12 protein-coding genes are annotated in these 13,255 nt (G+C 73.9%); 5 read left to right on the forward strand and 7 right to left on the reverse strand.

All coding sequences use genetic code 11. From position 1 onward, the window contains the following. Nucleotides 1–74 precede the first annotated feature (74 nt). Entirely contained in the window at nucleotides 75–596 is a 522-nt protein-coding gene (locus ER308_RS06000) for a hypothetical protein (RefSeq protein WP_131154132.1), read from the forward strand. 125 nt (nucleotides 597–721) lie between these two features. On the opposite strand, the gene thrB is transcribed toward ER308_RS06000, so the two are convergent. From thrB to ER308_RS21995, 7 genes are all read right to left on the reverse strand, one after another. Further along, nucleotides 722–1,627 carry a homoserine kinase gene (gene thrB, locus ER308_RS06005; protein WP_131154133.1) on the reverse strand — a complete coding sequence of 302 codons (906 nt, stop codon included), beginning with the start codon at nucleotides 1,625–1,627 and terminating at the stop codon, nucleotides 722–724. A gap of 51 nt (nucleotides 1,628–1,678) precedes the next feature. Next, the gene (gene thrC / locus ER308_RS06010; RefSeq protein ID WP_420826244.1) at nucleotides 1,679–2,842 is read right to left on the reverse strand and encodes a threonine synthase; all 1,164 of its coding nucleotides are present in this window, start codon (nucleotides 2,840–2,842) and stop codon (nucleotides 1,679–1,681) included. Nucleotides 2,843–2,906: 64 nt separating this feature from the next. Further along, entirely contained in the window at nucleotides 2,907–3,950 is a 1,044-nt protein-coding gene (locus ER308_RS06015) for an SIS domain-containing protein (protein ID WP_131154135.1), read from the reverse strand. A gap of 81 nt (nucleotides 3,951–4,031) precedes the next feature. Then, nucleotides 4,032–5,315 (reverse strand): homoserine dehydrogenase, encoded by a 1,284-nt coding sequence (locus tag ER308_RS06020; RefSeq protein WP_131154136.1) that lies wholly within the window; start codon nucleotides 5,313–5,315, stop codon nucleotides 4,032–4,034. Between the two features lie 10 nt (nucleotides 5,316–5,325). Next, nucleotides 5,326–6,705, reverse strand: coding sequence for a diaminopimelate decarboxylase (gene lysA / locus ER308_RS06025; RefSeq protein ID WP_165491854.1), 1,380 nt, complete (start codon nucleotides 6,703–6,705; stop codon nucleotides 5,326–5,328). Next, nucleotides 6,702–8,309 (reverse strand): arginine--tRNA ligase, encoded by a 1,608-nt coding sequence (argS, locus tag ER308_RS06030; protein ID WP_131154138.1) that lies wholly within the window; start codon nucleotides 8,307–8,309, stop codon nucleotides 6,702–6,704. The genes lysA and argS overlap by 4 nt, the downstream gene beginning before the upstream one ends. Continuing rightward, complete coding sequence (locus ER308_RS21995; RefSeq protein ID WP_205745929.1) at nucleotides 8,306–8,683, reverse strand: response regulator transcription factor; 378 nt, start codon at nucleotides 8,681–8,683, stop codon at nucleotides 8,306–8,308. Before ER308_RS21995 ends, argS begins: the two co-directional genes overlap by 4 nt. A gap of 251 nt (nucleotides 8,684–8,934) precedes the next feature. Between ER308_RS21995 and ER308_RS06040 the strand changes: the two genes are divergently transcribed. The 4 genes from ER308_RS06040 (at nucleotide 8,935) to ER308_RS06055 (ending at nucleotide 13,244) form a co-directional block, all read left to right on the forward strand. Next, entirely contained in the window at nucleotides 8,935–9,915 is a 981-nt protein-coding gene (locus tag ER308_RS06040) for an NAD(P)/FAD-dependent oxidoreductase (RefSeq protein WP_131154140.1), read from the forward strand. 223 nt (nucleotides 9,916–10,138) lie between these two features. Next, nucleotides 10,139–10,597, forward strand: coding sequence for a hypothetical protein (locus ER308_RS06045; RefSeq protein ID WP_131154141.1), 459 nt, complete (start codon nucleotides 10,139–10,141; stop codon nucleotides 10,595–10,597). 73 nt (nucleotides 10,598–10,670) lie between these two features. Beyond that, on the forward strand, nucleotides 10,671–12,011 hold the full coding sequence (locus ER308_RS06050; protein ID WP_131154142.1) for a hypothetical protein: 1,341 nt from the start codon (nucleotides 10,671–10,673) through the stop codon (nucleotides 12,009–12,011). Between the two features lie 63 nt (nucleotides 12,012–12,074). Further along, nucleotides 12,075–13,244: a serine hydrolase domain-containing protein gene (locus ER308_RS06055; protein WP_131154143.1), complete on the forward strand. Its 1,170-nt coding sequence runs from the start codon at nucleotides 12,075–12,077 to the stop codon at nucleotides 13,242–13,244. The last annotated feature ends 11 nt before the right edge of the window (nucleotides 13,245–13,255 follow it).

A 13,255-nucleotide genomic window follows, 5' to 3' on the forward strand; every position in this document is an offset into this window, starting at 1 on the left:
CGCTCTGGTCGCCCTGAGGCCTGTCGGTCACCGAGACGGTGACGCCCCCGGTCCGGGGGTGGCAGAAGGTCAGGGTGATCGCCCTCCTCGTCGGGTCGGGTGTCGCCGCTGCAGCCGTCGCCGGCTTCGCGCTCGGCTTCGCGTGGTCGCTCCTGCCGGTGGGGCCGATCGGCCCGCCGGCGGCCGCCGCCCTGGTGCTCGCGGCCGTCGCCGGTGATGTCGCCGCCCGGCGGTGGCGGGTCGCCCGTCCCCTGTCGGTGAACCGCCAGGTCCCGACCGCGTGGTCGCAGGTCTTCTCACGCGAGGCCGTGGCGGTGCTCTACGGCGCCCGACTCGGGATCGGCCCGCTGACGATCCTCTCGTCGTGGCTGTGGTGGGCGGCGATCCTGATCGGCGTCGCCACGGGCCCGTGGGTGGCCGCCGGGGCCGCGGGCGCGTTCGCCCTCGCTCGCGCCGTCACCGTCGTGGTCACCGCCGAGGCGATCCGCGCCGACGCACCCCCGCGCATGGCCCGGGTCCGCCGGGCCGGCCCAGTCGCCGGCCTCGTCCTCGTGGCGACCTCCGCGCTCGTGGCGGGCTGGCCCCTGGTGACGTGAACGGCGTCCCCCCAGCGCCGCGAGGGACACCGACCCGGTCCCAGGAGAGGGCCACGCCCCGCGCAACACGGCCCCAGCAGGCGTCAGGCCCCCGCGGGCAGCACCGTCGACGGGCAGGCCAGGGGTCAGGCCTCCGCGGGCAGCACCGTCGGTGGGCAGGCCGCCGCCCCCGACCGATCCCACCCGCTGACACGAACCTCCCACTCCGGGCCGGCCAGCTCGGCCACGCTCGCCGGAGCACTCTCGTCTCTCGCGCCGACGATGGCGAGCACGGTCGGTCCCGCCCCGGAGAGGCACGCCGCGATCCCGGTGTCCCGCAGCCGCCGCACCAGCGCGCCGGTGGGGCCCATCGCCTCGAGCCGCGCCGGCTCGTGAAGCTCGTCGGTGAACGTGCGCGGGTCGAGCGCCGCCAGACCCGTCAAACCGGCGAGCGCGAGGGCCGTCCGACCCCCGTTCGCGGCCGCCGTCGCGAGCGGCACCCGGGCCGGCAGGATCGCCCGTGCCGCCTGCGTGGCCTGGCGCTCCGAGGGGATGCAGACCAGCGGCCGCAGCCCCGGAGCGGGGTCGAACCGCCGCGCGACGCCGTCGACCGCCACGACGATGCCGCCGAGCACCGCGGCGGCCGCGTTGTCGGCGTGTCCCTCGATGGCGGCCGCGAGGTCGATCAGATCCTGGTCGCTGCCACCGGCGCGCGTGACGGCCCGCCCCAGCGCGACCCCCGCGACCGCGGCCGCCGCCGACGAGCCGAGCCCGCGCTCGAGCGGGATGTCGCTGCGCACCCGCAAGCCCACGTCGGGGACCTCCGCGCCGAACCGCTCGCAGTACCCGACGAACGCGCGCCACACGAGGTTGCCGTCGTCGCCGGGGAGCTCGTCGGCCCCCTGTCCCTCGACGGTCACCCGCCTCGGGCCGGGCGCGGCGGTCGCGGCGACCAGGTGCAGGTCGAGCGCGGCCGCGAGCACATCGAACCCCGGACCGAGGTTCGCGCTCGTCCCGGGCACTTCGACGCGGACGACGTCATCCGGTTCCATCGACACCTCTGCAAGCCGTCGCGGCCATGGCGTCCCGATCTTGCATCGGGGTCACTGATCGAACGCCGTGCGCTCGAGTCCCAGGTGGGCAGCCGCGGCGTCGACGCTCGGCGGCAGCATGCGCGGGGGCGCGGCACCCGCGATCGCCCAGTCCGGATCCTTCAGACCGTTGCCCGTGAGGACGCACACGACGGTGCCTCCAGCGGAGAGCTCCGCGCGGTCGGCGAGGTCCAGCAACCCGGCGACGCTCGCGGCGGAGGCCATCTCGGCGAAGACGCCCTCGCCCGCCAGCAGCCGGTAGGCCTGCAGGATCGCGCGGTCGGTGACCGAGCGGATGGAGCCCTGCGACTCGTCGGCGGCGGCGACCGCCCGCGACCACGAGGCCGGGTTGCCGATGCGGATGGCGGTCGCGATCGTCGTGGGCTCCATCACCCGCTCGCCCCGCACGATCGGCGAAGCCCCGGCAGCCTGGTAGCCACGCAGGACCGGCAGCCCGTCGACGCGGCCGACCTCGGCCTCCTCACGGTAGCCCTGCCACCACGCCGTGATGTTCCCGGCGTTGCCCACGGGCATGACATGGACGTCGGGGGCGCGGCCGAGGAAGTCCACGACCTCGAACGCCCCGGTCTTCTGTCCTTCGATGCGGTGTGGGTTGGTGGAGTTCACGAGCTCCACCCGGTACCGGCGAGCGAGCTCCTGGCACACCTCGAGCGCCGCGTCGAACGAGCCATCGATCTGCAGGACCGTGGCACCGTGCACGAGCGCCTGCGCCAGCTTGCCCAGGGCGATCTTGCCGCGGGGCACGACGACCCCGCAGGTCAGCCCGGCCTTCGCGGCGTACGCGGCCGCCGAGGCGGAGGTGTTGCCCGTCGAGGCGCACAGGACGGCTTCCGCGCGCGTCTCCAGCGCCTTCGAGATCGCGACCGTCATCCCCCGGTCCTTGAACGACCCCGTGGGGTTGCTCCCCTCGAGCTTGAGCCAGACCTCGCAGCCGGTGCGCTCCGACAGACGGGTCGAGTGCACGAGCGGCGTGCCGCCCTCGCGCAGCGTCACCACGGGCGTCGAGTCCCCGACCGGCAGTCGGTCCCGGTACTCCTCGATCACCCCGAGCCATTGACGCGTGCCCGCGGCCGGCCCCGCCGCGGACGGCGGCGCGGCATGCGGGACGTCGGGGGACTCGTCGTCGGCCGCCCCGGTGCCGGATGGCGCGGAGATGTCGGTCACGGGGGCAGTGTAGGGCCCGTGCGCCCGGATCGGTGACGGAGGCGCGCCTCGGCGACTAGACGTGTTCCGCATTCGGGGACGCGGCGCCGAGGGCGCCCTTGATCCGGTCGAGGGGTCCGGTCGACGTCGGGTCCCGGCCGAGGGCCAGCGCCGCGTAGACGCTGGCGAGATCGACGGTCGCGACCAGGGAGGCCACCCGCGCGAGGGGACTCCGGCCCGAGGCGCGGAACTCGGCCCGCCACCACCCCTCCGGCACGACGTCGGCCTCCGCGGCGGCGTGGTAGCGGCGGTGCAGCACGTCGGGCTCCCCCCGCGGGTCGCGCAACTCGACCAGGCCACCCGAGAGCGGGGAGCGCTCCAGCGACACGACGAGGTTGTGGTGCGCCTCGGGCACCGTGGCGTGGATGGCCATCAGCTTCGCGTTCTCGGCCAGCTGGTTGACGTAGCGCAGGGCCACGGCCGATGCCAGCCCCTCGCTGCCGATCGCGACGCTCACGTCGGTGGTAGCGACGCGGCTCGCGAGCTGCTTCACGGGGTTCTCCGCCCACGGCACGGCGGGCCCGTAGCGGTCGGCGATGTCCTCCAGCACCTCGATCGCCTCCCCCTCCCCCTGGTCCAGGCCGAGCGCGCGGAGGACCGGGACGAGCAGCGCAGCGATCGCGTGCCGGGGCGGGCCTGACTGGGTCACCGGGACGAGGGGGACGTCGTCGCCCACCCCGAGCCGCCCCGGGCCGGCGACCGCCAGGCGGGCGCACCCGCGAGCGCCCGCGGCCTCGAGGACGGCGCGCGTCTCCTCGGTGCTGCCCGAGTGCGACACGCCGACCACGAGGGTCCGGGAGCGGGCGAAGGCGGGCAGCTCGTAGCCCTTGAGCGCCAAGACCGGCACGGCGAGGGTGGCCCGCGCGAGGGCGACCGCCACCTCGGCCACGAAGCCCGACCCGCCCATCCCCGCAACGACGATGGCGTCGACCCCCGCGAGCTCGGGACGGACCGGGGCCTCGGCGATGGCCTCGCGCCACCGGCTCGCGGGGTCCGCGACATCGGTGAGCGTGCCGCACGGGTCGATGCGTGCGCGCGCCCCCGCCTCGTCGAGATCCATGGTCCCCCCGTCGCCAGGCCCGCCCTCCCCGCCACGTCCCGACGAGACGGCGGAGAGCCGTCACGACGTTCGGCGAGGAGCCTAGAGCTCCTCGCCCTCGACCCGCATCACGCTCGCGATGTCGCGCACGGAACCGAGACCGCGCAGGTCGGTGAGCGTGGCCTGCAGCGCGGCCTCCCGCGCGCGGTGGGTGATGAGCAACAGCTGCGCGTGGTCGGCGCGACCCTCCTGCCACACGGACTTGATGGAGACGCCGTGGGCCCCGAACGTCGAGGCCACCTCGGCGAGCACGCCCGGGGCGTCGGCGACGTCGAGGAGCACGTAGGACTGGACGTCCACCTCCTCGAAGGGGCGAATCGGCTTCGTCGTCACGGTCTGCCCGTTGGGGCGCTCACCGGCCCGCAGGGCGCGGGCGGCCGTCACGATGTCGCCGAGCATGGCGCTCGCCGTCGGCAGGCTGCCGGCACCCCGCCCGTAGAACATCAGCTCGCCGGACGCGTCGCCCTCGGTGAACACCGCGTTGAACGACTCGCGCACGCTCGCGAGCGGGTGCGTCCGCGGCACGAGGGCGGGATGCACGCGCGCGTTGATCGAGCCGTCGACCTCCTCGGCGATGCCCAGCAGTTTCACCGCGTACCCCATCCGGGCAGCGTGGTCGATGTCGGTCGACGTGACGGCACGGATGCCCTCGCGGTGGACGTGCTCGGCGAGCACCTCCGCGTCGAACGCGAGCGAGGCGAGGATCGCCGCCTTGCTGGCCGCGTCGTGGCCGTCGACATCCGCGGACGGGTCCGCCTCCGCGTAGCCGAGGCCCTGGGCCTCGGCCAGCGCGTCCTGGAACGACATCTGCTCCTCGGCCATGCGGGTGAGGATGAAGTTCGTCGTCCCGTTGAGGATCCCGAGCACCCGTCGGATCCGGTCGCCGGCGAGCGACTCCCGGAGCGGCTTGATGATCGGGATGCCGCCCGCCACGGCGGCCTCGTACTCCAGGCGCGCGCCCTTCTCGCCCGCGAGCGCCTTCAGCTCGGGCCCGTGGTTCGCGATCAGCTCCTTGTTCGCCGTGACCACGGACCGTCCGCTGTCGATCGCACGATGGACGAGGGTGCGGGCCGGCTCGATGCCGCCGATCACCTCGACCACGACGTCGACCTCGGGGTCGGCGATGACCGCGAAGGGGTCGTCGGTCAGCTGTTCCAGATCGACGTCGCGGGCGCGCTGGGGGTCGCGGACGGCTACCGGGCCCAGGCGCACCGGGGCGCCGACGCGGGTGGCGATGGCCTCGGCGTGCTCGGTCAACAGCTGGACGACGCCGGAGCCGACGACGCCGCAGCCGAGCAGGCCAACAGTGATGGGACGTTCATTCATGAGCGCAAGTCTAGGGCCGTGGGACGGGGGGCCGCGCATCGCGGAGCGACGGTTCGCGTGCGAGCAGGTCCTCCACGGTCTCGCGGCGGACGAGCTCGACGGCCCACCCCTCGCCGACGAGGACCATCGCGGGCCTCGGCAGGCGGTTGTAGTTCGAGGCCATCGCGTGGTTGTACGCGCCAGTGGCGGCCACCGCGAGCAGGTCGCCCTCGGCGAGGTCGCTGGGCAGCGACACGCCCTCGCCGAGCACATCGCCGGTCTCGCAGTGCTTGCCGACGACCGTGACCGGACGCGGCGTCCCGTCGCGCGCGACCGCTCCCGCCGGCGCGAACGTGTGCGGAGCCTGGTACAGGGGGTAGCGGGGGTTGTCGCTCATGCCCCCGTCCACGGCCACGTACGTCGACAGGCCGGGCAGCTCCTTGATCGTGCCGACCCGGTAGAGCGTCACCCCGGCCGGACCGGCGATCGAGCGTCCCGGCTCGACGAACAGGTGAGGACGCGCCGTCAGGCCGTGCGCGTCAGCCGCCTCCGCGACCGCGGCGGTCAGGTCGGCGGCGTACGTCGGAAGCTCGGGGGGCACGTCCCCGGGCACCGCGCTGATACCCAGGCCGCCCCCGAGGTTCAACTCACCGACCTCGGCCCCGTGGGTCGCTCGCACCTCGGCCAGGAAGCGAACCATCACGTCGGCGGCGGCGTGGTAGGGGTCGAGGCGCAGGATGTCGCTCCCGACGTGGCAGTGGACGCCCACGAGATCGAGCCAGCGGCTCGCGACGAGCCGGGCGGCCCCCTCGTGCGCCAGGCCCAGGGAGAGCGTGAGCCCGAACTTCGTGTCGTCGTGGCCGGTGGCAACGAACTCGTGGGTGTGCGCGTCCACTCCCGGTGTCACACGCAGGTGGCACGGCACCACGCGCCCCGCCGCCTCGGCGATCCCCTCCAGCCGCGCGAGCTCGGACAGGGAGTCGATCACGATGCGCCCCACCCCCGCGTCGACCGCGTCGCGCAGCTCCGCCACCGACTTGTTGTTGCCGTGCAGCACGATCCGACGAGGGTCGATGCCGGCCGCCCTGGCCGTCGCGAGCTCGCCCCCGCTGGCGCAGTCGACCCACAAGCCGCAGTCGTCCGCGAGCTCGAGCACCCCGCGGACACAGAGGGCCTTCGCGGCATAGACCACCGTCGTGGTCGCCCCGAGCACGGCCTCCTGCGCCGCGAACGCCTCGCGGTACGCGCGCATCCTGCCCTCGAGCGTCGCCCGATCCACGAGCCACAGGGGGGTGCCGAAGCGCTCCGCCAGCTCCTCCACCGCGATCCCGCCGAGCGTCCGCAAACGCCCGTCCTGGATCTCCGCGGTGTCGGGGAACGGCTCGGCCACCTCCGCACGACCGCGGGTCACATGCGCTCCGGTGCGGTCACGCCGAGGAGCCCGAGGGCGTTGGTGAGCGCCTGCCGCGCCGCGACGACGAGCCAGTAACGGGCACGCGTGAGGTCCGGGTCGTCCGAGACGACCTGGCACTCGGTGTAGAACTTGTGGAACGCCTCGGCGGTCGTCTCGGCGTGGCGGGCGACCTTGTAGGGGGCGCGCTCCTCGGCCGCGGTCGCCAGGACCTCGGGGTACCGACCGATCTGGCGCACGAGCTCACGCTCGCTCGAGTGGGTGAGCAGGTCGAGCGGCGCCTCGTCGACCGTGCCCGGCTCCACGCCCCGCTCGGCCGCCGTGCGCAGGATCCCGGCGATCCGCGCCGACGAGTACTGCACGTAGTACACGGGGTTCTCGCGCTCGGCCTTCACGACCTCGGCGAGGTCGAACTCGAGCGGCTGGTCGATCGAGGTGCGCAGCAGCGTGTAGCGCGCGGCGTCGACACCGACCTCGTCGAGCAGGTCGTCGAACCAGACCATGTCGCCCGCGCGCTTGCTCATGCGCACCGGGTCGCCGTGCCGCAGGAACGTGACGAGTTGGCCGATGATGACCTCGACGGCCCGGTTCGTTCCCGAGAGCGCCTGCTCGGCGGCCTCGAGCCGCTTGACGTACCCGTGGTGGTCCGCGCCGAGCAGGTAGATGCAGCGATCGAAGCCGCGCGCGAGCTTGTCGGCGAGGTAGGCGCAGTCGGCGGCGAAGTACGTGGGCACCCCGTCGGCCTTGACGAGCACCCGGTCCTTGTCGTCGCCGAAGGCGGTGGTGCGCAGCCACGTGGCGCCCTCGGCCTCGTAGGCGTGGCCGGTTTCCCGCACCTGCGCGACGACCGCCGCGATCCCGTCGGGACCGTGCAGGGCCCGCTCGCCGAAGAACACGTCGAAGGTCACGCCGAACCGCTCGAGCGTCGCGGTGATGCGCGAGAGCATGCGCTGGTAGGCGGCCTCGGCGACGTCCTGAGTCTCCCCGCCGTCGCGGATCTCCGCGGCGAGCTCGGTGATGTACTCACCCTGATAGCCGTCCTCGGGCGGCTCCTGCCCCGCGAGCGCGGCCTCCACCGAGGCCCCGAACTTGCGCATCTGCTCGCCCGCGTCGTTGAAGTAGTACTCGCGGGTCACGTCGGCCCCGCGCGCCTCGAGCACGCTCGCGATCCCGTCGCCGACCGCCGCCCACCGCCCGGCACCGAGGTGCAGCGGCCCCGTGGGATTGGCGGACACGAACTCCACGTTGACGTGCTGACCGTCCAGCTCGTCGCCACGACCGAAGGCCTCGCCCGCGTGCACCGCGGCGCGCACCGTCTCGGCGAACGCGTCGGCGGCCAACCGGAAGTTGATGAAGCCCGGACCGGCGATCTCGACGGCCGCGACACCGGTCGGCGTGCCGAGCGCCTCCACGATCCGCTGCGCGATCTCCCGCGGCGACGCGTCGACCTCCCGGGCGAGCGTCATGGCGACGTTCGTCGCCCAGTCCCCGTGCTCACGCTGCCGAGGGCGCTCGAGCTCGGGCTCGCGGTCGGGCAGCCCGGCACTGGCGAGCGCGGCCCTGATCGCGTCGGCGAGGTGGGCGGTCTCCTGTGCGGCGCTCACGCTGGCTCCTGGCGGCTGAGCAATTCGTTGACGAGGTTCATCAGATCGATCGGGTCGAAGGGCTTGGTGACGTAGTGCTCGACCCCCAGTTCATGCCCGCGGCGGACGTCGGCCTCCATCGCCCGAGCGGTCAGGAACACGATCGGGATCGAGCTCGTCGCGGGGTCGCCGAGAAGCTCCTCGGCCACCTGCCACCCCGACAGCTCCGGCATCATCACGTCGAGGAGCACGAGGTCGGGCGGCTCGGCGCGAGCGGACTCGAGGCCGGCCCGGCCGTCGGCGGCGAGCACGGCGTCGTGGCCCTCCATCTCGAGGTTGACCTCGAGGAGGCCACGGATCACCTGATCGTCATCGACAACGAGGACTCGCGCCACCACTGGCTCCTGACCGCTCGCGTGGGAACAGCACGCATCGTAGTGCCCCGTGGAGTCCCGCTCAGGTCCGTCCCGCCGCCCGGAAGGCCGAAATCGTCGGACCGCGAGCGTCGAGCCGTCCGGACGTCGGGCGCTCGCCACCCGGGTTCGCGAGCGCGCTACCCTGCGCGGCGGATCCCTCGCGTGCGGAGCCGCCCGAGACATCGGGCTCGGCCCCGCGGACCCCGACCGCTGCGGACCCAGAGGTCAGCATGGAACCGACGGTCGTCGAGACCGACCTGCTCATCGCCGGCGCCGGCCCGGCGGGTCTGTACGGCGCGTACTACGCGGGCTTTCGCGACCTGCACGTGACACTCGTCGACTCGCTCACCGAGCCCGGCGGGCAGATCGCCGCGCTCTACCCCGTCAAGCAGATCTACGACGTCGCCGGCTTTCCCGCGGTCAAGGGCCAGACGCTCGTCGATGCGCTGGTCGAGCAAGCGGCGCAGTACAGCCCGACGTACCTCCTGGGCCACCGCGCCGAGACCCTGACCGACACCGGGGAGGGCCTCGAGGTCGCCACCCACGAAGGCACCCTGATCCGGGCCGGTGCGCTCGTCATCACCGGTGGGATCGGGACGTTCACCCCGCGCAAGCTGCCGGGAGCCGACGACTACGAGGCCCGCGGCCTCGAGTACTTCGTGCGTGACTTCACACCCTATGCCGACCGGGACGTGCTCATCGTCGGCGGTGGCGATTCGGCGTTCGACTGGGCGCACAACCTCGAATCGGTCAGCAGCTCGGTGACGCTGATCCACCGCCGCGATCGATTCCGCGCGCACGAACGGACCGTGCGCGACGTGTTCGCCTCGTCGGTGGATGTCCGCACGTTCACCGAGGTCACCGAGATTCGCGGCGACGACTGGGTCGAGGAGGTCGAGGTCGAGCACACGCAGTCCGGCGAACGCGACCAGCTCAAGGTGCAACAGGTGATCGCCGCACTGGGGTTCACGGCCAGCCTCGGCCCCATCTCGACCTGGGACCTCGAGCTCGACCGCCGCAAGGTCCTCGTGGACACCCGCATGCAGACGAACCGCGACCGCGTCTTCGCCGCCGGCGACATCACCAGCTACCCGGGCAAGGTCGAGCTGATCTCGGTGGGTTTCGGGGAGGCAGCGACCGCGGTCAACAACGCCGTCGTGCGAATGAACCCGAACGCGAAGCTCTTCCCCGGCCACTCCTCGGAGATGTAGCCGGCTCACGCCCGGACGACCCACCCGCCGCGCCTCCGGGACGAAGGTCCCCACCGCGCACCGACCCTTGGCCCGCGCAGGGACCCGTGCGCGCCCGCAAGGTGGAACCCTGCGAGCGATCCCTCGTCGGGACCGTCGCAGAACGGTCCGATCACCCGGGCCGGACCATCCACGACAAGAGGCCTCGCCGGCACCACGCGACCGGCGAGATGCGGAGGAAGCAATGGGCCGACACGTGTTCCAGACCTGTCCCGTGCTGGGCGACACCACCCAGGTGCAGCACGCGTTCACCAGCGACCCGGGCACCTGGCTGCCCGCACCCGCCGACGCCGTCGACCACGACACCTGGACCATCCGGCTGACCGCCGGACCCGCCACCCAATCGGTCCACGCCACCGTCGGTGCGCCCTTCGACCTCGGCGAGGTCACCTGGCGCACGATCCGCTGGCAACCCCCCGAGGACGCCACCCTGCACCGATTCCTGCCCGCCTTCACCGGCGAGATCGGACTCCGCGCCGCCGACACCGGCACCCTGGTCGTGCAGGGCCACTACGCCCCACCCGGCGGCACCGTGGGCAGCGCCATCGACACGCTCGCGCTGCACCGCGTCGCCGACGCCACCATCCACACGCTCGTGGCCAGCGTCGCCGAGCGCCTCCAGGTCCCCACATCGGTGGCGTAGACGGGCCGGGGCCGATCCGGCGCTCGGGCTGGCGAACCATGGGACGCACTCCCCGAGACGAGGAGCGCATGCTGTGAGCGCACCCTCGCCCCGCCGACGCGCCGCACGCGTCCGCGAGGGCGCCCGGGAAGACGGCGACGGCCCGACGGAGGCGCAGCAGGGCAGCGGGCGCCCGCCGTTCCGCCACCTGCAACCGGTCGTGGGGGTCGCGGCCGCGTACGCCCTCGCCGCGCTGCTGTGGGCGATCGTCGGCGATCCGCTGCCCGGCGGCCGGTGGCTCGCGGTGCACCTGTTCACCCTCGGCACGATCACCAACCTGATCGTGGTCATGACCGACCACTTCAGCCGCACCATCACCCGCGTGCCGGGCGACGAGCGCCGTGGCTGGCGGGTGCTCACGCTCAACGTCGGCGTGCTGCTGGTCGTTCTCGGTCTCCCGAACGGCTGGACGATCGCGTTCGCGCTCGGTGCCACCGTCGCGACCGTCGCGGTTATGTGGCTGTACGTCGCACTGCGACGGATGCGGCGCCGCGCGCTGGGTCCCCGGTTCGGCTACGTCGTTCGCGCCTACGAACGCGCGTGCGGTGCCTTCTTGCACGGCGCGATCCTGGGCGCGCTGCTCGGGATCGGCGTGCTGCCCGGAGACTGGTACGGGGGCGTGCGGCTCGCGCACCTCGCGGCGAACGTCCTTGGCTGGGCCGGGCTCGTGCTGCTCGCCACCGTCGTGTTCTTCGGCCCCACGCTGATGCGCACCCGGATCGCTCCTCACGCCGAACGGCTCGCCGTCCCGGCGCTGCGCCACGGCGCGACCGCCCTGACGGTGAGCGTGGTGGGGCTCGTCCTCCTCGGTGCCCCGGGCATCGTCGGCGGGATCGGGCGCGGCGTGGCGGTGCTGGGGCTCGCCGGCTACGCGGCGGCCACGGTCGCCGTCTGCGGGCCGGTCCTGCAGGTCGCTCGCCGAGCGGTGCGCTCCCCCCAGGCGGCCATGATCGCCGCGGCCTGCACATGGTTCCCGATCGCGGTGGTCCTCGGCACCGCGGCGGTCGCCGTGGGGCACGCGCCCGTGATCGACGCGATCGGCCTGCTCCTACTGGCCGGCGTCCTGGGACAGGCGATCGTCGCGACGGTCACCTACCTGCTGCCGATGGTCACCGGTCCCGGGCCCGGCGCACGCAGTGCCCAGCGCGCCACGCTCGATACCTGGGCCCGTTCCCGCGTCGCGGCGTTCAACGCCGGCGTGGCCGCGCTCACCGCCGCCGTCGCGCTGCGCGGCACCGCGCTGGGTGCCGGGTGGCTCGCCCCGGCCGGGTGGGCGCTGCTCGGCGGCGCGCTCGCCGTCACGCTGCTCGTGGCGGTCACCGCGATCGTCCGGGGGCGGCTCGCGGCGACCACGGCGCCGCAGCGGGCCACGTGACGCCCACGGCGGTCACCCCACCGTGCGCCGCGCCCCTCGAGCAGCGCACGTAGGCTGCCGCCCATGCACGCGCCCCGCGCCGACCAGCCGAACACCGAGCTCGCGCACGGGATACGCGGGCTCCTGGAGCGACACGTCGGCCACCACGACGGCGCGCTCTCCCCGGGTGCCGTGGTCCTCGTCGTGCGCGACGGCGCGACGGCGGCGGCCCATGCAGCGGGCCTCACCAGGGGTTCCGACGACGCGTCGGCTCGCGCGGTCACGCCCGCCACCCGCTACGACGTCGCCTCGATCACCAAGGTCATGGCCACCACGGCACTGCTGATGCACCTCCACGACACCGGCGACCTGCCGTTCGGGACGCCACTGGGCGACCTGCTTCCGGAGTTCGGCGGCCCGGGCAAGGAGGAGGTCACGCTCGCCGCCCTGCTCGCGCACGAGGCCGGGCTCGCGCCCTGGGAGCCCGTCTACGTGCACGCGACCGAGCGCGACGCCGCCCTCGCGTGGGTGGCCCGCCGCGGTCTCATCGCACCCCCCGGTCAGCGTCACAGCTACTCCGACCTCGGCTTCATGCTGCTCGGCGGCGCGCTGGAGCGGTGGTCGCGCCAGCGGCTCGACCGCCTCACCGAGCGGACGATCCACGAGCCGCTCGGCCTCACGGCGACGGGGTTCCGCCCCGCCACCCCCGACGACCCGCGCCGGCCGGACCCGGCTCCCGACATCGCCGCGACCGCTCCCGGCGACCTGCACGAACGGCGGATGATCGAGACAGGGGACCCCTACCCGGTCGACGCCGACCCGGGCGCCTTCGGGGGATGGCGCACCCACACGCTCTGCGGCGAGGTGGCCGACGGCAACGCGTTCCACGCCTTCGGCGGCGTCGCCGGTCACGCCGGCGTGTTCACCACCGCCGCGGATCTGGCGCGGTTCGCCTCCGCCGTGCTCGACGGGGTCCAGGGTCGCGACAACCCGCTGGCCTCACCCCCGACCGTGCGCAGGTTCCTGCAACCGACCGGCTGGCCCCGCCAGGCACTGGGCTGGTGGGTCGATCCGGCCGGCGCCGCGACCGGCGGGCGGCTGATCGGTCACAGCGGCTTCACCGGCGCGCGGTTCGGCATCGTCCCCGATCGCGAGACCGTCCTGGTCCTGCTCGCCAACCGCCAACAACTCGGCCCCCCGGCGCCGGACATCACGCCGCTGTGGCGGGAGCTGACCGCGCTCGTCACCGTTTGACCCTGAGGCGA

Origin of the sequence: Egibacter rhizosphaerae (genome assembly GCF_004322855.1) — a bacterium.
GTDB lineage: Bacteria > Actinomycetota > Nitriliruptoria > Euzebyales > Egibacteraceae > Egibacter > Egibacter rhizosphaerae.

What these genes read in the sequence shown, in the direction of transcription:
- thrB (WP_131154133.1), bottom strand. Translation starts at nt 1,627, where the DNA reads ATGGAACCGGATGACGTCGTCCGCGTCGAAGTGCCCGGGACGAGCGCG.
- ER308_RS06015 (WP_131154135.1), bottom strand. Translation starts at nt 3,950, where the DNA reads ATGGATCTCGACGAGGCGGGGGCGCGCGCACGCATCGACCCGTGCGGC.
- ER308_RS06020 (WP_131154136.1), bottom strand. Translation starts at nt 5,315, where the DNA reads ATGAATGAACGTCCCATCACTGTTGGCCTGCTCGGCTGCGGCGTCGTC.
- ER308_RS06040 (WP_131154140.1), top strand. Translation starts at nt 8,935, where the DNA reads ATGGAACCGACGGTCGTCGAGACCGACCTGCTCATCGCCGGCGCCGGC.
- ER308_RS06045 (WP_131154141.1), top strand. Translation starts at nt 10,139, where the DNA reads ATGGGCCGACACGTGTTCCAGACCTGTCCCGTGCTGGGCGACACCACC.
- ER308_RS06055 (WP_131154143.1), top strand. Translation starts at nt 12,075, where the DNA reads ATGCACGCGCCCCGCGCCGACCAGCCGAACACCGAGCTCGCGCACGGG.